General features: G+C 63.7%; 14 protein-coding genes. 8 read left to right on the top strand and 6 right to left on the bottom strand.

What is annotated here, in order from left to right:
* Positions 1-33 precede the first annotated feature (33 nt).
* From MWN76_RS01575 to MWN76_RS01565, 3 genes are all read left to right on the top strand, one after another.
* Complete coding sequence (locus MWN76_RS01575) at positions 34-1,407, top strand: aspartate aminotransferase family protein (protein ID WP_250458784.1); 1,374 nt, start codon at positions 34-36, stop codon at positions 1,405-1,407.
* A 15-nt stretch (positions 1,408-1,422) separates the two neighbouring features.
* Positions 1,423-2,562, top strand: a complete 1,140-nt coding sequence (locus tag MWN76_RS01570) for a serine hydrolase domain-containing protein (protein WP_250458782.1) — start codon at positions 1,423-1,425, stop codon at positions 2,560-2,562.
* Positions 2,563-2,797: 235 nt separating this feature from the next.
* The gene (locus MWN76_RS01565; RefSeq protein WP_250458781.1) at positions 2,798-4,216 is read left to right on the top strand and encodes a peptide MFS transporter; all 1,419 of its coding nucleotides are present in this window, start codon (positions 2,798-2,800) and stop codon (positions 4,214-4,216) included.
* A 311-nt stretch (positions 4,217-4,527) separates the two neighbouring features.
* Here the strand turns inward: MWN76_RS01565 and ppa are convergent, their stop codons facing one another.
* On the bottom strand, positions 4,528-5,064 hold the full coding sequence (gene ppa / locus MWN76_RS01560; protein ID WP_250458780.1) for an inorganic diphosphatase: 537 nt from the start codon (positions 5,062-5,064) through the stop codon (positions 4,528-4,530).
* Positions 5,065-5,314: 250 nt separating this feature from the next.
* On the opposite strand from ppa, the gene MWN76_RS01555 reads away from it, so the two are divergent.
* The 3 genes from MWN76_RS01555 (at position 5,315) to MWN76_RS01545 (ending at position 9,368) form a co-directional block, all read left to right on the top strand.
* Positions 5,315-6,688 (top strand): glutamine synthetase family protein, encoded by a 1,374-nt coding sequence (locus MWN76_RS01555; RefSeq protein WP_250458779.1) that lies wholly within the window; start codon positions 5,315-5,317, stop codon positions 6,686-6,688.
* A gap of 72 nt (positions 6,689-6,760) precedes the next feature.
* Positions 6,761-8,146 (top strand): aldehyde dehydrogenase family protein, encoded by a 1,386-nt coding sequence (locus tag MWN76_RS01550; protein WP_250458778.1) that lies wholly within the window; start codon positions 6,761-6,763, stop codon positions 8,144-8,146.
* A 58-nt stretch (positions 8,147-8,204) separates the two neighbouring features.
* The gene (locus tag MWN76_RS01545; RefSeq protein ID WP_250458777.1) at positions 8,205-9,368 is read left to right on the top strand and encodes an iron-containing alcohol dehydrogenase; all 1,164 of its coding nucleotides are present in this window, start codon (positions 8,205-8,207) and stop codon (positions 9,366-9,368) included.
* A gap of 79 nt (positions 9,369-9,447) precedes the next feature.
* On the opposite strand, the gene MWN76_RS01540 is transcribed toward MWN76_RS01545, so the two are convergent.
* Entirely contained in the window at positions 9,448-11,796 is a 2,349-nt protein-coding gene (locus MWN76_RS01540; protein ID WP_425606581.1) for a GH36-type glycosyl hydrolase domain-containing protein, read from the bottom strand.
* Between the two features lie 112 nt (positions 11,797-11,908).
* Positions 11,909-13,603, bottom strand: a complete 1,695-nt coding sequence (locus MWN76_RS01535) for an MFS transporter (protein WP_250458775.1) — start codon at positions 13,601-13,603, stop codon at positions 11,909-11,911.
* Between the two features lie 586 nt (positions 13,604-14,189).
* Between MWN76_RS01535 and MWN76_RS01530 the strand changes: the two genes are divergently transcribed.
* Together MWN76_RS01530 and MWN76_RS01525 are read left to right on the top strand one after the other, a co-directional pair.
* Complete coding sequence (locus MWN76_RS01530) at positions 14,190-17,090, top strand: ExeM/NucH family extracellular endonuclease (protein WP_250458774.1); 2,901 nt, start codon at positions 14,190-14,192, stop codon at positions 17,088-17,090.
* Between the two features lie 227 nt (positions 17,091-17,317).
* Positions 17,318-17,860: a hypothetical protein gene (locus MWN76_RS01525; RefSeq protein WP_250458773.1), complete on the top strand. Its 543-nt coding sequence runs from the start codon at positions 17,318-17,320 to the stop codon at positions 17,858-17,860.
* A gap of 36 nt (positions 17,861-17,896) precedes the next feature.
* Here MWN76_RS01525 and MWN76_RS01520 read toward each other — a convergent pair whose 3' ends face one another.
* From MWN76_RS01520 to MWN76_RS01510, 3 genes are read right to left on the bottom strand one after another with little or no spacing between them, the layout of a single operon-like run.
* Positions 17,897-18,799, bottom strand: a complete 903-nt coding sequence (locus MWN76_RS01520; protein WP_250458771.1) for a choline kinase family protein — start codon at positions 18,797-18,799, stop codon at positions 17,897-17,899.
* Positions 18,796-19,452 (bottom strand): nicotinamide riboside transporter PnuC, encoded by a 657-nt coding sequence (pnuC, locus tag MWN76_RS01515; RefSeq protein WP_250458769.1) that lies wholly within the window; start codon positions 19,450-19,452, stop codon positions 18,796-18,798. The genes MWN76_RS01520 and pnuC overlap by 4 nt, the downstream gene beginning before the upstream one ends.
* A complete protein-coding gene (locus MWN76_RS01510; RefSeq protein ID WP_250458767.1) occupies positions 19,445-19,708 on the bottom strand; it encodes a YkoF family thiamine/hydroxymethylpyrimidine-binding protein in 264 nt (87 codons plus the stop codon). Before MWN76_RS01510 ends, pnuC begins: the two co-directional genes overlap by 8 nt.
* Between the last annotated feature and the right edge of the window lie 40 nt (positions 19,709-19,748).

The raw sequence follows: 19,748 nt of genomic DNA, 5'->3' as shown, positions 1-19,748 counted from the left end.
AGCCGTTGTCGGCATGCAGTATGAGGTAAAAAAATGTTGTACAGCGCGAGAAGCACTGCCGAATGGCAGGAACTGGATCGGCGTCACCACGTCCATCCGTTTAATGATATCCGGGCACTCAACCGGCAGGGCACGCGGGTGATCAACCGCGGTGAGGGCGTTTATGTCTGGGATACCGACAACCGCAAGATCCTCGACGGTATGGCCGGGCTCTGGTGTGTCAATGCCGGCTACGGTTGCCGGGAGCTGATCGAGGCGGCGCAGCAGCAACTGGGCGAGCTGGCCTATTACAACAGCTTTTTCCAGACCGCCACGCCGCCCCAGATCGAGCTGGCGCGACAGCTGTCGGAAATCACCCCATCCGGCCTGGATCATTTTTTCTATGCCAACTCCGGCTCCGAGGCCAACGACACCGTCGTGCGCCTGGTGCGGCATTTCTGGAAGCTGCAGGGAAAGCCGGGGAAGAAAGTGTTTATCGGCCGCACCCTCGGCTATCACGGCAGTACCCTGGCCGCCACCAGCCTCGGCGGTATGGCGCCGATGCACGCCATGGGCGATTCGCTGCTGCCGGGGTTCGAGCATATTCCGCACCCGCACTGGTACGCCAGCGGCGGCGACTTGGACCGGGACGAATTCGGCCTGCGCTGCGCGCGATACCTGGAAGAGAAAATCCTCGAGCTGGGAGCGGAAAATGTGGCGGCCTTTATCGGCGAGCCGATCCAGGGCGCCGGCGGGGTGATCGACCCGCCGCAAACCTACTGGCCGGAGATCCAGCGGATCTGCCGGCGTCACGATATCCTGCTGGTGGCCGATGAGGTCATCTGCGGCTTCGGCCGCACCGGCCACTGGTTCGGATCGGACACCTACGATATCCAGCCGGACCTGATGCCGATGGCCAAGGGGCTCTCGTCCGGCTATATGCCGATCTCCGCGGTGGCCTTCAACGATCGCGTGTTCGAGACGCTCAACGGCGGCGGCGAACTGCCCCACGGTTACACCTACTCCGGTCACCCGGTGGCCTGCAGTGTGTCCATCGCCAATATCGAACTGATCCGCCGCGAGGGCCTGGTGGAGAAGGTGCGCGAGGAAAGCGGCCCGTATTTCCGCGCCGGGCTGGAAGAGATCGCCGCAAATCACCCGCTGGTCGGGGAAGTGCGCGGTGCCGGCCTGATGGCGGGGCTACAGCTGGTGCGCGACAAGGCCGCCCGCGAGTTTTTCCCGGCGGAGGAAAAAGTGGCGGTGCGCTGCCGGGACTACTGCATGGAAAACGGCCTGATCCTGCGCGCGGTGGGCAACTCCATGGTGGCCTGCCCGCCGCTGATCATCGGCCGCGAAGAGATCGACGAACTGCTGGCGAAAACCCGGGATGCCCTGGACAAGACCGCCCGCGATTTCGGGCTATTGTAGAGCGACGCAAATACGATGAATACACGGCAGGTCCCCCCGCAACTGATCCGCGATATCTATTCCGGGCACCAGTTTCCCGATGTGCAGACGGAGACTTTCCGCCATACGGACCTGTTGTTCCCGACCCGCAGGATCGCCCGCGGTGAGAAAGCCGTGCCGCTGGAGCGCAGCGACGCGGAATTTCCACCATTGCAGATCCGCTCCCGCGGTGGCACTTTCGACCTGTACGACTACCTGTCGCGCAACCGGGTGGCCGGGTTGCTGGTATTGAAGGATGGCGGGGTCCTGCTGGAAAACTACCAGATGGGCAATATGGACTACAGCCGCTGGCTGTCGATGTCGGTGGCCAAGTCCGTCAGCTCGACCCTGGCCGGCGCAGCCATTTACGACGGTGCCATCGGCGGCCTGGACGACCGCCTGGGGCACTACCTGCCGGCACTCGACGACAGCGCCTATGGCGATGTCACCGTGGCGCAATTGTTGCGGATGTGTTCCGGGGTGCGCTGGAACGAGTCGCCAACGGACCCCGAATCCGACCGCCGCCGCATGCTGGAACTGCAGATCGCCCAGGAGCCCGGGGCCATCCTGGGCCTGATGGCGGGCCTGCCGCGCGCCGCTGAGCCGGGCAGCGCCTGGAATTACAGCACCGGCGAAACCCATGTGCTGGGCGCACTGCTGCGCGCCGCCACCGGCCGGCCGCTGGCGGACTACCTGTCGGAGAAAATCTGGTCGAGAATGGGCGCCGAGGCAGATGCCCACTGGTGGCTGGAATCCCCCGGCGGGCTGGAAGTGGCCGGCAGCGGCATCTGCGCGACCCTGCGCGATTACGGCCGCTTCGGCCTGTTCGTCGCCAACGACGGCGTCATCGACGGCGAGCGGGTGGTGCCGGAAGGTTGGTTCGACCTGGCCGGCGCGCCGGCGGAAGTGAACGGCGAGACGGTCAATTACGGTTTTATGTGGTGGCCGATTCCGGCCCCGGCCGGCTCCCCCAATCGCGGTGCTTTCGGCGCACGGGGGCTGTTTGGCCAGCACATCATGGTCAATCGCCGCGAGCGAGTTGTCGCCGTGGTGTGGAGCGCGCGCTCCAAACCGACCGGTGCCGAGGCGATCCTGGACAACGATTTTTTCAATGCCCTGGTGGAGGCGCTGGCTTGACTGCCGCCTGTCACCTGGCCCGGACATAGCATAATTTTCACAACTCGAGCTTCGGAACTGGGAAACCGGCAAAAAGCCGGGCGGGGCGGCCCTTTGCGGGACCTTATGAGACAGGGATGTCGATTAGAGCGTACATGGATGTATTCACCGCGTGTCCCGCAAAGGGCCGCCCCGGCCACCGAAACTCGAGTCAAAAACTGTCAGGCGCGGCCCGCGGTCGCGATCGGTGCTCGACATGACTCCTGAAACTGTAACCAGCGCTGCTCCCGGAAAGTCCCCGCGGACTTTTCTCGGCCACCCGACCGGGCTCGGCTACATCGTATTCACGGAAGCCTGGGAGCGCTTTTCGTTCTACGGCATGCAGGCACTGCTGGTGCTGTATATGGCCAACTACCTGCTGCACCCCGGGGCGGTGGAGCAGGTGGCCGCTTTTGCCGGTTTTCGCGCGCTGCTGGAAAGCGTGTTCGGCCCCTTGTCGACCCAGGCGCTGGCAACGCAGATTTTTGGTATCTACGGCGGCCTCATTTACCTGGCGCCGATCTTTGGCGGCCTGCTCGGCGACCGGGTGCTGGGACAGCGGCGCGCGGTGGTGCTGGGCGCGGTCATCATGTCTCTCGGGCACTTCCTGATGGCCCTGGAATCCGCTTTCCTGTTCGCACTGCTGGCGCTGGTGCTGGGCTGCGGCCTGCTCAAGGGCAACCTGGCGGCGCAGGTGGGTCGCCTGTATGAAAAAAATGACCAGCGCCGGGATGCGGCTTACTCCATCTACTATGCGTCGATCAATATCGGCGCCTTTATCGCACCCTTGATCTGCGGCACCCTGGGCGAACTCTACGGCTGGCACTACGGCTTTGGCGTCGCCGGCCTGGGGATGCTGGTCGGCACCGCGATCTACCTGGCCGGCCGCGACCGGCTGCCGCCGGACAACCTGGTCCGCAGTGACAGCGGCGATGGCCTGAAGCCGGGCGAGGGACGTGTGATCGTCGGCCTGCTGTTGGTGCTGGCGGTCACGGCACTCTTCTGGACAGCGCAGTTCCAGGTCTGGAATGCCTATGTGCTGTGGATCCAGGATCGCGTCGACCGGGTGCTGTTCGGCGCGACGGTGCCGGTCACCTGGTTCCCGTCCCTAGATTCGCTGGCGGTGCTGGTACTGGCACCGGCGATCATCGCTTTCTGGCGGCGCCAGAACAACCGCCGCCGCGAGCCCGGCGACCTGGACAAGATCGGTATCGGCTGCGGTATTTTCGCGCTGGCCTGTGCCTGGCTGTCCCTGGCCGATGTGCTGTCCGCCGGCGGCCCGGTAGCACTCTGGTGGCCGGCGGTGTTCCACTTTATCTGCGCCTGCGGCTACCTGTACGTGGCGCCCACGGCACTGGCGCTCTTCTCCCGCGCGGCGCCGCCGTCGATCAACGCGATGATGGTGGGGGTCTACTACCTTGGCCTGTTTTTCGGCTCCGTGTTCAGCGGTTTCCTCGGGCGCTTCTACGAGACCCTGCCGGCCGGCGGTTTCTGGTTCCTGCACGCGGTGATTGCCGGCGGTGGTGCACTGCTGGTGTGGCTGCTGCGCCGGCCGCTGTTGCGGCTGCTGGAAACGCCGGCAAGCCCGCGTTCGGAAAGTCGGGCCGATTCGGCGCAGGCGGCGCAGAACGCCTAGCGGGCCGCTCGCAAAGTTAGGTAACAGTTCGCTTCGCCAAACCGTCCAGCTCTGCGTTGGGAAAGCTTGAAATAACGCTGCAGTTCCAGCGCTTTCTCGCCTTGACCTGAACGATTTGGCTGTGCTCCTTTGTTACCGAACTTTACAAGCAGCCCACTAGAATTCCGCCATGTGGTAATGCCAGTTTCGCATGATGGGCAAAGCGGAGCGCGCCCATCAAGGCGGCGAAAGATGCGAAATATGGGCGCACTTCTTATTACACAGGCACAAAAAAGCCGGCGCGAGGCCGGCTTTTGCAGATCGGACGGCGTTCAGCCTTCCTCTTTCAGGTAGCGCTCGCGGGAGGCCAGTACCTCTTTGCGCGCGGCTTCGGCGTCTGCCCAGCCGTCGACCTTCACCCACTTGCCGGCTTCCAGCGCCTTGTAGTTCTCGAAGTAGTGCTCGATCTGCTTGATCAGCAGTTCCGGCAGGTCGCCGATTTCGTTGACGTGGTCGTACAGCTTGGTCAGCTTGGTGTGCGGTACCGCCAGCAGTTTGGCGTCTACGCCGGACTCATCGGTCATGTTCAGTACGCCGACCACGCGCGAGCGGATCACGGAGCCCACCATGACCGGATAGGGCGCTACCACCAGCACGTCCAGCGGGTCGCCGTCCTCGGACAGGGTCTGGGGCACATAGCCGTAGTTGGCCGGGTAGAACATCGGGGTGGCCACGAAGCGATCCACGAATACCGCATCCGCGTCCTTGTCCACTTCGTACTTGATCGGGTCGTGGTTGGCCGGGATTTCGATGATGACGTTGATATCGTTGGGCAGGTCCTTACCTGCAGGGATCTTATCGAAGCTCATTGCTGTTCCTGATTAAAAAGTGGACGAAAAATCGGGAGCGCGGATTATAAACCCTGGACCGCCCTGCGGAAAGTCGCGCAAAACCGTCGACTGCCGCGTCTCCACCGGCAATTCCGGCCCAGGCGGCGCCATCCCTTCGCCTGTCCCGCGCCCGCGGCCGCCCCAGCGGGTCTATCCTGACCAAGACTATCCTCCCATCCCCGCGACTTCGCGATAACAACAATTCGCGATAACGACAACGAGGCCCGCCATGTTGAAACCCCGGGATATCAGGACCGCCGAGGATGCCCGCGGCATCGTCGAGGAGCGCAGTCTCAGCCATGTGAAAGTCGGCCTGTTCGACAACGACGGTGTCCTGCGCGGCAAATACATGAGCCGCGACAAATTCTTCTCCTCGCTGGAGCACGGCTTCTCTTTCTGCGACGTGGTGCTGGGCTGGGACGTCAAGGACCAGCTCTACGACAACGCCCGCTATACCGGCTGGCACACCGGCTACCCGGACGCGCCGGTGCGGATACTGCCGCACAGCTGCCGCGAGCTGCCGTTCGAGGAGTCGACGCTGCTGTTCCTGGCGGAGTTCGACCAGCACGCGGAGGCCGTGTGCCCGCGCGCGACGCTGCGCCGGGTGGTGGAGAAATGCCGCGAGGCGGGCTTCGATCCGCTGGCGTCGCTGGAATACGAGTTCTTCCTGTTCGACGAAACCCCGGATTCCGCCCGTGAGAAAGGCTTTCGCAACCTGAAGCCGTTCACGCCGGACTGGTTTGGCTACTCGGTGATCCGCAACTCGGTACACGCGGAGCTGTATCGGGAGATCCTCGACCTGGCCGAGCGCATGGATTTTCCCATCGAGGGGCTGCACACCGAAACCGGTCCCGGCGTGCTGGAGGCCGCCATCGCCGTGGATGGTGCCGAGGCGGCCGCGGACAAGGCGGGCCTGTTCAAGACCTTCATCAAGGTGCTGGCCCAGCGGCGCGGCCTGATGGCCACTTTCATGGCCAAATGGTCCGGCGATTACCCGGGGCAGAGTGGCCATATCCACCTGTCCCTGCGCGATCGCGACAGCGGCAAGTCCGCCTTCCACGATCCCGGCCAGCCGCGGAATATCAGCGCCGTGCAGCGCCGCTTCCTGGCCGGCCAGCAGCGGCTGATGCCGGAGTTGCTGAGCCTGCTGGCGCCGACCGTCAACAGCTACCGGCGCCTGGTGCCCGGCTTCTGGGCACCCACCGATGCCACCTGGGGGGTGGAAAACCGCACCGCGGCGCTGCGCGTGATTCCCGGTAGCGACAAGTCCCAGCGCACCGAATACCGGCTCGGTGCCGCCGACGCCAACCCCTACCTGGCGCTGGCGGCGGCGCTGGGCTCCGGGCTCTACGGCGTACTGCAACAGTGGGAGCCGGGCGAGCCGGTGGACGGCAACGCCTATGCACTGGAACACCCGCGGGAACTGGCGCTGCCGCGCACCCTGTGGGAATCGGCGCAGCGGCTGAAAACCTCTGAAGCGGCCCGCGAACTGTTCGGCAATGCCTTCGTCGAGCACTTCGCCGCCAGTCGCGAATGGGAGGAGCGCGAGTACCGCCGCCATGTCGGCGACTGGGAGCTGGATCGCTATTTCGAAATTATCTGATCTGGACTCGGGACTCGGGACTCGAGACCGCGAACTTGTCTCGATCACCCATGAACCCTGGAACGGAACTCCATGCAAAAACTCCAGTGCCTATCCCCAATCGACAATTCCATCTACGTCGAGCGCCCCCTGGCCACCCACGACCAGATAGGCTGTGCCCTGGACGCCGCCAGCGGTGCCCAGCCCGCCTGGCGCCATACGCCGCTGGCGGAACGCGTGGCGATAGTGCGCCAGGCGGTCAACCTGCTGATCGATCGCAAGGACAAGCTCGGCGCAGAGCTCTGCTGGATGATGGGCCGGCCGATCCGCTGCGCCTCCGGGGAAATTCTCGGGTTTGCCGAGCGGGCCACCTATATGGCGGATATCGCCGAGTCGGCACTGGCGGATATCCAGTTGCCGGACAAACCCGGCTACACCCGCTTTATCCGCCGCGAGGCGCTGGGCGTCTCGCTGGTAATCGCACCGTGGAATTACCCCTACTTCACCGCCGTCAACGCGGTGGTGCCGTCATTGCTGGCCGGCAACAGCGTCATTCTCAAGCACTCGGCGCAGACGCCGCTGTGCGCCGAGCACATGGTGGAGGCCTTTGCCGAGGCCGGCCTGCCGGCGGGTGTTTTCCAGTACCTGCACCTGAGCCACGGCGACGTGGAACAGCTGGTGCGCGCACCGGAAATTCACCACATCGCCTTTACCGGTTCGGTCGCGGCCGGCACGGCGGTGGAGCGCGCCGCGGCGGGGCGGTTTATTCCGGTGGGGCTCGAGCTCGGCGGTGTCGACCCGGCCTATGTACGCGCCGATGCGGACCTGCCGCAGGCGGTGGCCAGCGTCGTCGACGGCGCCTACTTCAATTCCGGCCAGTCCTGCTGCGGTATCGAGCGCGCCTATGTACACGAGTCGCTATTCGATGAATTTGTCGAGCGCGCCGCGGCGCTGCTGCGCGATTACCGGCTCGGCCGCCCGGACAACCCGGATACCAACCTGGGCCCGCTGGTGCGCGCCGAGGCGGCGGATTTTGTCCGCGGACAGATCGACGAGGCCGTCGCCGCCGGCGCCGTGGCCCATATCGATACCGGTGCATTTTCGCTGGACCGCCGCGGCACGCCCTATATGGCGCCGCAACTGCTGACCAATGTGGACAGCAGCATGCGCGTCATGCGCGAGGAATCCTTCGGCCCGGTACTCGGCGTGCAGAAAGTCCGCGACGACAGCGAGGCGCTGGCGCTGATCAACGACAGCGACTTCGGCCTCACCGCCGCCATCTACAGCCGCGACGAACAGGCCGCAATGGCGCTTGCCGATGCCATCGAAACCGGCACCGTGTTCCTGAACCGCTGCGACTACCTGGATCCGGCGCTGGCCTGGACCGGTATCAAGCATTCCGGGCGCGGTTGTACGCTGTCTTCAGTCGGTTACGAACATGTCACCCGGCCCAAATCCTTCCATTTCAAATCGACCTGAATCCTGTCACCCCATCCCGGTTTGTGGGAAGGGGCCGGGGAAAGAAGAGGGTAGAAGAATGTGGCACCAATCCGTCGACTGGAATTATCCCACCCATATCCGTGTAGGTCCGGGACGTATCTCCGAACTCGCCGGCGCCTGTGAACAGCTCGGCATCCGCGCGCCGCTGCTGGTCACCGATCCGGGGCTGGCGGAGTTGCCGATGGTGCAGCGGGTGCTGGAATCGCTGCGCGGAGAGAAACTGGCAGCCGGGTTGTTCTTCGCCATCAAGGGCAACCCCTGTGGCGAAAATATCGAGGCCGGCGTCGATGCCCTGCGCGCCGGCTGGCACGACGGCGTCATTTCCCTCGGCGGTGGCTCGGCCATGGATGCCGGCAAGGCAATCGCACTGATGGCCGGGCAGCAACGGCCGCTGTGGGATTTTGAGGACGCGGGAGACAATTACCGGCGTGTCGATGTGGATGCCATGGTGCCGGTGATCGCGGTACCGACCACCGCCGGCACCGGTTCCGAGGTGGGCCGCTCGTCGGTGATCACCGATACACAGGCGCGGAAGAAACGCATTATTTTCCACCCGCGCATGCTGCCGGCACTGGTGATCCTGGATGCGGAACTGACGCTGGGGCTGCCGGCAACAATCACCGCGGCCACCGGCATGGACGCGCTGTCGCACAACCTGGAAGCCTTCTGTTCGCCGTCTTTCCACCCGATGGCCGAGGGTATCGCGCTCGAGGGGATGCGCCTGATTCGGGAGAACCTGCCGCGCGCGGTCGCCGACGGCAGTGATCTCGGGGCGCGCCAGCAGATGCTGGTGGCCTCCAGTATGGGCGCCACGGCCTTCCAGCGCGGTCTCGGCGCCATGCACGCGCTGGCGCACCCGCTGGGTGCCCTCTACGATGCGCATCACGGGTTGCTGAACGCGGTATTGATGCCCTATGTACTGCAGGCCAACCGCGCCGCGATCGAAGTGCCGATGGCGCGCCTGGCCCGTTACCTGGACCTGGCACATCCCGGATTCGATGGTGTACAGGACTGGATACTGGAACTGCGCACCGAGATCGGTATTCCCCACAGCCTGGAGGAAATCGGTATCGACAATCGCCAGGTGGAAAAGGTCGGGCGGATGGCGGTGGCCGATGCGGCCGCCGGCGGCAATCCGATTGCGCTCGATGCGGCGCAGTACAGCGCGCTGTTTGAGCGGGCCCTGCGCGGTGTGGTCTGAACGATTATCCCAGTTGGGTAGGGTGCGCCGTGCGCACCGTCTCTGCGTGGTTCTCGGTGCGCAGGGCGCACCCTGCATTTTACCCGGCGGGAAGCCGCACTTTTACGCGGTACTCCCTTCCCGCTTCGATATCCCCGATTCGGGGTCGCGCCAGCGGCGTGCCGTCCACTTGCACCTGCATCGAATCCACGGCCGGATCGCGTTGGTAACTGACCGAGAACTCGGCCCCGCGAAAGCGACGCTTTACCGATGCCCGCGACCACTGTGAGGGCAGCTTCGGCTCGATGTTCAGGGCATCGCCGTCGCCGCGCAACCCGAAGAGGTCCTCGATCACCGAGCGGTACATCCAGGCGCTGGTACCGGTATTGAACAGCTGGCTGGAGCGGCCGGCGGTGCGCGGAAACTGGTAGAAGGCGCCGCGATAGTAATTGGGCACGAATACCGGCATCTGGCCGCGCTGCAGATAGTCTTCCTCGTCCGGCCCCGGCAGCATGGCGCGCATCAGCCGGTAGGCCCGGTCCGCCTCGCCGATTTTATACAGTGCGTGGACGTAGAAAATGGCCGCGTGGTTGTAGACGGAGCCGTTTTCCGCGGCGCCCGGAAACTTCTGCGTTACCCGGCCCACATCCTCGCGCATACCGGTATAGGCCGGGGCCAGCATCATGGCGCCGTAGGGGGTTTCCAGTTGCTCTTCCACCGCCTGCAACAGGCTCTGTCGCTGCGCGGCGTCGGGCGTGTCGGCCAGCAGCGCCCAGCTCTGCGGATTCAGGTAGATGCGGCCCTCCGCATCGTCGGCGATACCGAAGCGTACACCGCCGTCGGTAATGCCGCGCGCGTACCAGTGGCCGTCCCAGAGATGATTGTTTACGGCCTTGTTCAACACCTGCGCGTATTCGAGAAATTCACCGCCCAGTTCCTTTTCATCCACCTGCTGTGCGATTTCCGCCCAGAGCCGGCAGGCGTGGGCACTGGCCAGGGTCAGCCAGCCGGAAACGCCGCGGCCCTGGTAGCCGACCATATTCATCGGATCGCACCAGTCCCCCTGGCCGATATAGCTGAGGTCGCGTTCGTCGCGGGCGGCGAACAGCCAGCGCAGGGCACGGGTAATGCGGTCGAAAACACTGGCGCTGCTGCCGTCCGTGGGGCAGTGGACCACTTCCCGCAAGAGTGCCAGATCGCCGCTCTCGTCCAGGTAGGCTTTCAGGCAGACCGGTAGCCAGACACAGTGGTCGGTGTGTGGCACCCGGTTGATATATTTCAGCTCGGCGGATTCGTCCAGCAGGATACCGTCGGGCATGGAAGCGTCCGCTTTCTGCTGGGACAGCGCCTGCAGGAAAGCCGCGCGGGTGACATCCGGGCGGATATAACTCATGCCCATATTGTCCTGCAGGTAATTGCGGGTCTGCGGGTCCGTGGTCAGGCGATTGACGTCGCCGTGGTAAAAGACCTGGCGCGGCAGCCAGTGATTGACGAAGGTGTCGAAGTGGCTGTCCGGTGTCTCGATACGGATAGCACCTTCGGCGCTGTCCCCGCCGGCCTCCGGTTGCGCGGTCGCGCCGTCGATATAGTCGCGCCGCAGGCGTGCGATCTCGCCGTCGTCCGCCGCCGGGCCGACGAGAAAGCGATAGTTCCCGCGCGCCCCCGGCGCCAGGGTCAGGCGGTATTGCAACGCGGCAACCGGCGTCTCATAGAGTGCTTCACCGTTGGCCAGCTCGGGCCCCCGCAGCGCATCGGGATCGTGCAGGCCGCCCTCGCCCTCGAACTGCTCGCGAATGGTTTCAAAGGCGCAGGGAGCATGGCTGTGCAGCACAAAGGTTTTGTCCTTGTTGCCGATACTTTTGAAGTATTCCTCGACCTTCTGGTAGGGTGCCACGCAACTGGCGACGATCCCGCCGAGGTCGTCGCGGTAGCGCGCCGACTGGTTCATCCAGCTCATATAGCCGATGGGAAAATACAGGTAGACACTCAGCTTTCTCTCGCGCTGCGACTCATTGCCGATGCGCAGGTCCCAGATTTCCAGCGGGTCCTCCTGTGGCAGGCTCAGTTTCAAGTCGGTGCCGATATCCCGGTGGCGGACACGCCACCGGATATCCGACTGGCCGGCGGAAAAGCAGAAGCTGTCCTGTTCGCGTCGCACCGGCTCGTAGGGAATCGAGAACAACTCGCCGCTGACCTCATCCTTGATATAGAAAAAGCGCCCCGGATGATGCGCGTAATAGGGTTGCTCCGGCTGCATGAAGGTTTTCGCTTCCAGGTTGGGGCCGTGCATGTATTTGGCCGGTTCCGGCTGCATAAACTGCGCAGTGGCAAAACCGCGGCAGTTTACCTGGATCATCATTTTGCGATTCCACAGGAAGGCTGCAGCGCGGGGCATTTTGGTTGGGCTCCACAGTTCGAAGCGGTCGCCCTGGCGATTTTCCTTTACCAGCATGATCGGTTTCCCGGTTGACTGAATGTTTGCGATAGAGAGTGGGCGGAAGTGCAGAATGGGCCAAAGCGCACAGCGACGTGCCCATCCCGCGTTGGTCGGGGGTTTCAGCTCAGGGGGCGATCCCTTCGGCATCCCCGCTGTCTTTCTCGGGTCCGCAGTCGGCGGTGTCGCGGTCATCGCGCCGCTGCAGATCCCGCTGTATCTGCGCCAGCTTTTCGCCGCCCAGGTGGTAGAAGCGCAGCGCGCCGATGGAGACGAAGGCGAAGAAAGCCGGTACCAGCGTCTGCAGCCAGACGATCGAGTCCAGCGAGGCATCCTGCTGCATGGTGTTGGCCCGGTAGCCGAAAAATGCCAGCACCCACAGAATACCCGCCGAACCCAGGGCTCCGCCCATTTTCTGGGAAAAGGTGGCGGCGGAAAATGTCATGGCGGTGGCGCGGCGGCCGGTCTTCCACTCGTTGTAATCCGCGGCGTCGGCGTACATGGACCAGGTGATGGGGGATTTGGGACCCAGCGCCAGGCTGATCAGGATATTGAGCACAAACATGGCGACGATCTGCCACGGCCAGTCGGCGCTGTCGCGGATCACGGTGCCCTGTTCGTCCAGCAGCGATACGCTGAAGAGACGCTTTTCATCGGTTTGCTCCGTCGCGGCCCCGATTACCAGGTGGGGCCCGTCGCTCGCGAGGGCTTTTGTCTCGCGGTCGAACCAGAAGGCGCCCGGCAGTTGTTCCACCCACTGGTAGCGGCCGGCTTCGGTGGTGTTATCGCCGAGCAGGTCGGTGGCGTGCAGGGTCTGCGCGCTTTCGCTGGACACAGTGACCACGCCAGTGTTGGCCGGTTTGGGAATAAATGCAAAGGCGACACTCAATGTGCCGACGATCCCCATCAACAGCATCAGCAGCCGCGCCTTGTCCGGCACCAGCCGCGTCAGCCAGGGGGACAGCAGGCAGCCCACGGCGTAGGCCGCCATCTGCACGCCGATGTAGGGCCCCATCAGGTCCGGACGTTCGACAAAATATTTGAAGTAGTAAGTGGCCGAACTGCCGCGGAAAACGATGGTCATCATGATGATCATCGCCAGCGCAAACAGCACCAGCCAGGGGCCGTTACCGGCCAGGTCGCGGATATCTTCGATCGGCCGGGTTTTCTGTTCCGGCGCCGGCTGTATCCGCTCGCGGGTGGTAAAGAAGACGGTAATGAAACAGCCGCTGGCCACGGCGCTGTAGAGTGCCATGGTGACCTGCCAGCCGAGGGCGTCGTTGCCGTCGCCGAAATAGGCCGCCAGGCCGGGGGTGAGGGCGCCGACGACGATGCCGGTACTGTAGGCAAAGAAAAAGCGCAGCCCGAATATCGAGTTGCGCTCCGCGGCATCGGCGGTGAGTACGCCGGCCAGGGACGAGTAGGGTGTGCTCAGTATCGTGTAGCACAGCATCATCATGGTGTAGGTGCCGTAGGCCCACAGCAGTTTGCCGCCGCCATCCAGCGCCGGTGTGGTCATGGTCAGTACCGCGGCGCCGGCCATCGGCAGCGCGCCGAAAAGCAGGTAGGGGCGGAAGCGGCCCCAGCGGCTGCGGGTGCGATCGGCCAGCGCGCCCATCACCGGGTCGGTACAGGCGTCCACGATCTTGGTCACCAGGAACATGGTGCCGGCCGCGGCGGCGGGTATACCGAAGATATCGGTATAGAAATAGGAAAGGTAGGATCCGATGATGATCCAGTAAAAGTTGAAACCGGCATCGCCCACTGCGTAGCCGAGTTTTTCGCCGGCGCCCAGCCTGGCGTTGCGCTGATACTCTGACATCGAGAGCCCCCGTGGTTATTGAAGGCATATCCGCAACGCCAACGCCGGGGAAATCCACAGCGATAACGGGGAATGCCCGGTTTTTATCTCGGGTGGTGCGAGCGACTGATGTATTTTCCCGGTAACTACCCGAACCCTGTCGTCGGTAAGCGGGATCGGTGCGACCACGCTGCCGTAAACTGCGGTGTTCTTTGCCAGGAACTGGGGCCTGGAAAAGGAGCGAGTAGTTCCATTTTTTATTTATCCCGGGATTCTGTCACAAAGCGGCCGCCCGTGCACCGTCCGTTGCCGCAATTCCGGGGGCGAAACCCCGCGAGCCGGCAGCGGGCCCGCCGGGCAGGTGACCGCCCGGAGCCGGGTACCTTGTTGATCACTTGTGAATCGCTCTTCCTGTCCGTGTCGGGGTTGGAGACGGAATTTGTGGGGAGGGTCACATAAAACCGGTCTGAAACGCCCCGTTTCATCTTTTCATCACACTTCCTCTGGCAGGGTTTCTGCTTTGCAAACCCTGTCCGCCAGCGGCGGGCGCCGGGGAGCCGCGGGAGTCTGGCGGCCCCCAATCGTTCAATACGCAAGGAATGACAAGATGAAAAGCACCGTGGTGCTACAGCTGACGCTGTGGCTTTTACTTCTGTCCGGCACCGCCCGCGCAGATTTGTTTTTTTCCGAATATATCGAGGGCAGCAGCTACAACAAGGCGCTGGAGATCTACAACAATACCGGTGCGCCGGTGGATCTCGGGGATTACTCGGTGGCCGTCTACTTCAATGGCGCCACTGCGGCCGGTACCACGGTCTCGCTGAGCGGCAGCCTGGCCGATGGCGAAGTGTTTGTGCTGGCCCATTCGAGCGCCGACGCCGCGGTCCTGGCGCAGGCGGATATGACCTACGGCGGCAGCTTGTTCAATGGCGACGACGCAGTAGAGCTGCGCTACCTGGGCGCTGCCGTGGATGTGATCGGCCAGATAGGTGCCGATCCGGGCAGCCAGTGGGGCGACAGCGGCCTCGGCACCCGGAACCAGACACTGCTGCGCAACCCGGCTGTGGCGGATGGCCGCAGCGATGGTAGCGCGGCTTTCGATCCGTCGCTGGAGTGGACCAGTACCGGCGCCGACAACTTCGACGACCTGGGTCAGCACAACGGCAGCGGTGATGGCGACGACGGAGATGATGGTGGCGACGATGTGGTGTTCGGCAGCTGCGGCGACAGCGCCACCGCCATCAGCGCGATCCAGGGCCCCGGCGCGGCCAGCCCGCTGGTCGGTGAACGCCACGAAGTGGAGGCTGTGGTGGTCGGTGTCTTCCAGGATATCGACACCGGTATGGCCGGCTTCTTCGTGCAGGAGGAGGATGCGGACCAGGACGGTCTCGACACCACCTCCGAGGGCCTGTTTGTCTACGATGCCGGCTTCGGTGTGGCGGTCGAGGAAGGGGACCTGGTGCGCGTCGGCGGTGTCGTCAGCGAGTACTATAACTTCACCGAACTCGGCCAGGTGGACGGTGTCAGCGTCTGCAGCAGTGGCCATTCGGTGACGCCCGCGCAGCTCAGCCTGCCGTTTGCCAGCGCCGATTTCCCGGAGCGCTACGAGGGCATGCTGGCGGACTTCAGCCAGACCCTGACCGTCAACGAAAACTACAACCTGGCCCGCTACGGCGAGCTGGGCCTGTCGTTCGGCCGTCTCCACACACCGACCAATATCGCTGAGCCGGGACCGGCGGCGGTGGCCCAGCAGGCTGCCAACGACCTGAACCGGATTGTGCTCGACGACGGTTCCCCGGTGCAGAATCCGGAGACCATCCCCTATCCGGGATCGGGGCTGAGCGCAGGCAACAGCCTGCGCGCGGGGGCCACGGTGGCCGGCCTGCGCGGCGTGATCGGTTACAGCTTCGATGTCTACCGCGTCTATCCGCTACAGGCGCCGGTGTTCGCCGACAGCAATCCGCGCACGGCGGCGCCGGCACTGCCGGGTGTCGGCAGCCTGCGTGTCGCCAGCATGAATGTGCTCAACTATTTTAACGGTGACGGTGACGGTGACGGTGACGGTGACGGTGACGGTGATGGTGACGGCGACGGCAGCGGCGGCTATCCGACCGCCCGCGGCGCCGATACCGAGGAGGAGTTCCAGCGCCAGCGCGCCAAGGTGATCGCCGCCGTGCTGGGGACCGGGGCCGATATCGTCGGCCTGATGGAAATCGAGAACGATGGCTACGGTCCGGACAGCGCAATCCAGGACCTGGTGGATGGCCTCAACACTGCCGCCGGCAGTCAGGTCTACGCTTTTGTGAACCCGGGCCTGGAAGAATTGGGCACCGACCAGGTGGCCGTGGGCATGATCTACCGCAGCGACCGGGTACAGCCGCTGGGCGGTGCCGAGACCCTGGCCGGCTATCCGTTCGACTACGGCAACCGCCAGCCGCTGCTGCAATCCTTTACCGAGCTGGCCACCGGCGAATCCCTGGCGGTGGCGGTCAACCACCTGCGTTCCAAGGGCAGCTGCCCCGGCGACGGCAGCCTCGACGACGCCCAGGGCGACGGCCAGGGCTGCTGGAACCGGACCCGTATCCAGGCCGCCGACGCGCTGACCGGCTGGATTGCCGGCGACCCCGCCGGCACCGGTGTGGATCGCGTACTGCTGATCGGCGACCTGAACAGCTACGCGCGGGAAAACCCGATCACCGCCATCAAGGCGGCCGGCTATACCGACCTGCTGGCGCAGTTCGGCGGCAGCGGGGTTTACTCCTACGTCTACGGCGCCCAGGCCGGCTACCTGGATCACGCCCTGGCCAGTGCCGGGCTGGCGCCGCTGGTGACCGGTGCCACCAGCTGGCCGATCAATGCCGACGAACCGCGGGCGCTGGACTACAACACCGAGTACAAGAGCGAGGCGCAGCTCGACAGCCTCTACAATGCCGACGCCTACCGTGCCTCGGACCACGATCCGGTGGTGGTGGAACTGGACCTGACCGGCGGCAACGCCGCGCCCAGTGCCGCTTTTACCAGCGAGCAGCGGGGCCGGCATATCCGCTTTACCGATACCAGCAGTGACAGCGACGGCCGTATTGTCGGCTGGCACTGGGATTTCGGCGATGGCGGCACCAGTACCGAGCGCAATCCCCGTCACCACTATCGCGAAGCCGGCAGCTACACCGTGACCCTGTCGGTGGAAGACGATAAAGGCGCCATTTCGACGGCGGAGCACCAGATTTCGATCGCCGATGGCCCGCCACTGCAAGCGCGATTCAGTGTGCGGAAGTTTTTCGGCTGGGTGCGGGTGCAGCACCGCGGCCGCGGAAAGGCGGGTGACCTGAGCTATCAGTGGGATTTCGGCGATGGCAGCACCGCCAGCGGTCCCGTGGCCTGGCACCGCTACGACGGGCGCGGACGCTATGAAATCACTCTGCGCGTCCGCGATACCGGCGGACGTGAAGCCAGCTCGAGCAGGCCTGTCAATGTCGGAGGTTCCTGGTTCTGGCCTTTCCTCCGTTAACAGGAAGACAACTTTATCTGGAAAGCGGGCCCTGTTGGGCCCGTTTTCTGTCTGCCCGAAAATATTTCCCTAGTCGACGCTGTTTTATTGGCGGAATTGATAATAAATGGTGTCGGAGTGAAATTGTTCTTCTGGTGATGCGGCCCTTACTGGGGTAGATTGATCGGCGCTATGCATCGACACAGACGGGCGCATTCGCCTGTGACAACAAGGAGGCGTTGACGGTGATGAATGGACCTTCGTGGGAAAAATTGAGACCGCTGAAAAACTATCTCGATGCGCCGGATAAACCCGGCGTCTATGAAATCGGCTTCAGGAAAGAGGCGTATATCGCCAACCAGGGAACGGCTTTCGGGCTGCACGCGGCGGGATACCCGACGAATTTTTTTCCCATGTATGTCGGCAAGCATGAGGGCTCGATCAGGAAACGGCTGGGGGAACACTTTATCGGTGTGAACGCCCGCGGGGAACACCGGACGGGTTCCAAAGCGAGTAAATCGATCAAGTCATACTATAAAGAGCTACTGCCGAAACTGCAGTCGATGCAGGCGAAAATTCCGGCCGAACTGAGTTTTCCGTTGGAAGGGCTCTACTTCACCTGTATCCCGCTCACGGAGCCGAAAAAATTCGAGTCGATGGTTCGGCTGGGGCATTTCGATTACCCGTGGAATCGCCGCGATGAACGGGCGGCGCGCGAATCGGCAGAGGGGACCGAGAGCCTGGATTTCGGCTATATCTATGGGCAGAAAGCGGTGCGTTTTATCGGTTGAGGTTTTGCGGTGATGGACCGCAAGCGGATCCGCAATTCAGTCGATCACAGTCGCCTTGCTTCCATTTTCGAAACCGGAGAGCCGTCCGGATAGCAACGCCATCTGCCCGTTGATCTGATCGCCTATACCGGGGCCTCCCAGGCCGCCGCAGGACCACTGCACCGCATACCACAGCAGCGACAGGTAGCCGTAGATAATCCGCCAGTGATCGAGGCGCTGCCGGTCCCTGTCCGACGTCGGGCGCTGGAGGTATTCCGCCAGCAGCGTTTCCCGCTGCCCCTTCTTCAGGTGCTGCCCTTCACAGATAACCGCCAGGTCGTAAAAGGGGTCGCCGCTGGCGGCGTATTCCCAGTCGATGGCGCTGAGTCTTCCATCAGTACCGGCGATCAGGTTGTCCGCCAGCAGGTCGTTGTGGCAGAGCACCTTGCCGCTGCCCAGCTCGCCGGCCGCGGCGATGTGCCGCTGTAGCGGCCGGTGCAGGGATTGTAGTGGCCGCAACAGACTGTTGTCCGTATCGATCGAGCGCCGGTAGCGGCCAACCTTGTCGCCGATATCCAGCTCGGCATCGATGGCCGGCAGCTTGTGAATCGCGCGCAACAGGGCCGCCAGTTGCGCGAAGGCGCCGGCGCCGTCCGGACGCCAGTGGTCGCCGGGGATATGGCGGGTGACCAGGTACCGCTGCCCCGGATCACAGTGGACCAGCGGCGCGCACAGCCCGGCCCTGTCCGCCAGGTGCAACGCCTGCGCCTCGGCTTCCCGGTTAAGGTCCAGTGCCTCGCTGATGGCGGAATTAATGCGCAGCACCAGCTGCCGCTCTCCGTCGGCCAGCAGGAAACTGCGGTTGGTCAGTCCGTTCGCCAGCGTGCGGATCAACCTGGGCCTGGTGGCACTCCAGCGCGGCCAGTCGTCCGGGATGATGTCCGTGGCAGGAGCTGTCATTGTGCAGCGCCGCTTTCCGCCATCGAGGGCTGATTGCTCTCGGGAAGCTGCCGCCGGTACAGCGCCAGCCAATTAAAAAACCCGATGATGACGATGATCACATACAGTACGAACAAAACCGCGGTCAGGTACAGTTCCCGGTCGATATACAGATAGATGGCCGCGCCGTCGACGACCACCCAGTAGAGCCAGTTTTCGAGTACCTTGCGGGTAACCATGTAGGTGGTTACCACCGCGCCCCAGGTGGTAAACGAATCGAGGTAGGGCAGTGCGGCATCGGTGTATCGCTGCAGTCCGTAGCCGAACACCAGCGTCAGCAGGCCGACGATCGACAGGGCGGTGATATGGGTGGCCGCCGGCCAGCGGTGAATCTGCAGTTCCCGCCGCTCGGCGCGCCGGTTTTTCCACTGCCACCAGCCGTAGATGGCGATCAGCAGGTAGAAGATCTGCAGCGCCGACTCCATCAGCAGGCTGACGTCCCAGAACAGGAACAGGTAGATTGCCGTGCTGGCGAAGGCCGCGTACCAGCAGAGGATTTTCTCCCGCATCGCCAGCAGCAGGTAGGCCAGCGCCAGTACCACCGCCGCCAGCTCCCACAGGGACATGGCGGCAAATGCGGTGGCGATGGCATCGCGAATTTCGGCGCTAGGCATCGGTGTTGTCCGGGTGCAGGTCGCCGTCGATAAATTTGCACACGAAAATGGCGCGGCCGAACTGCTCGTAGGACCTGCGCATCTCCGCTTTCAGTGTGTCCATCAGCAGGTCGTAGTCGCCGAATACCCGGGTGCTCATGGTGTTGGTGATGACCTGCAGTTGCGGGTGGCCGTTCAGGCGCTCGATAAAATCCTGAATCGCGGGAATATACGCGTCTTTCAGCGGGTACATGCTGATTTCCACGGATAGTTTCATAGTGCTGTTGTTCCAGTCTAGGTTTGTAGAAGTCAGTCAG

Origin of the sequence: Microbulbifer litoralis (assembly GCF_023634065.1) — a bacterium.
Classification (GTDB): Bacteria; Pseudomonadota; Gammaproteobacteria; order Pseudomonadales; family Cellvibrionaceae; genus Microbulbifer; species Microbulbifer litoralis.
The sequence above is the reverse complement of the archived record's forward strand: the minus strand, read 5'-3'. Positions and strand labels throughout refer to the sequence as shown.

Coding starts and splice junctions, on each gene's coding strand:
- MWN76_RS01575 (WP_250458784.1), top strand. CDS start 34: ATGTTGTACAGCGCGAGAAGCACTGCCGAATGGCAGGAACTGGATCGG.
- MWN76_RS01570 (WP_250458782.1), top strand. CDS start 1,423: ATGAATACACGGCAGGTCCCCCCGCAACTGATCCGCGATATCTATTCC.
- MWN76_RS01565 (WP_250458781.1), top strand. CDS start 2,798: ATGACTCCTGAAACTGTAACCAGCGCTGCTCCCGGAAAGTCCCCGCGG.
- ppa (WP_250458780.1), bottom strand. CDS start 5,064: ATGAGCTTCGATAAGATCCCTGCAGGTAAGGACCTGCCCAACGATATC.
- MWN76_RS01555 (WP_250458779.1), top strand. CDS start 5,315: ATGTTGAAACCCCGGGATATCAGGACCGCCGAGGATGCCCGCGGCATC.
- MWN76_RS01550 (WP_250458778.1), top strand. CDS start 6,761: ATGCAAAAACTCCAGTGCCTATCCCCAATCGACAATTCCATCTACGTC.
- MWN76_RS01545 (WP_250458777.1), top strand. CDS start 8,205: ATGTGGCACCAATCCGTCGACTGGAATTATCCCACCCATATCCGTGTA.
- MWN76_RS01535 (WP_250458775.1), bottom strand. CDS start 13,603: ATGTCAGAGTATCAGCGCAACGCCAGGCTGGGCGCCGGCGAAAAACTC.
- MWN76_RS01530 (WP_250458774.1), top strand. CDS start 14,190: ATGAAAAGCACCGTGGTGCTACAGCTGACGCTGTGGCTTTTACTTCTG.
- MWN76_RS01525 (WP_250458773.1), top strand. CDS start 17,318: ATGAATGGACCTTCGTGGGAAAAATTGAGACCGCTGAAAAACTATCTC.
- MWN76_RS01520 (WP_250458771.1), bottom strand. CDS start 18,799: ATGACAGCTCCTGCCACGGACATCATCCCGGACGACTGGCCGCGCTGG.
- pnuC (WP_250458769.1), bottom strand. CDS start 19,452: ATGCCTAGCGCCGAAATTCGCGATGCCATCGCCACCGCATTTGCCGCC.
- MWN76_RS01510 (WP_250458767.1), bottom strand. CDS start 19,708: ATGAAACTATCCGTGGAAATCAGCATGTACCCGCTGAAAGACGCGTAT.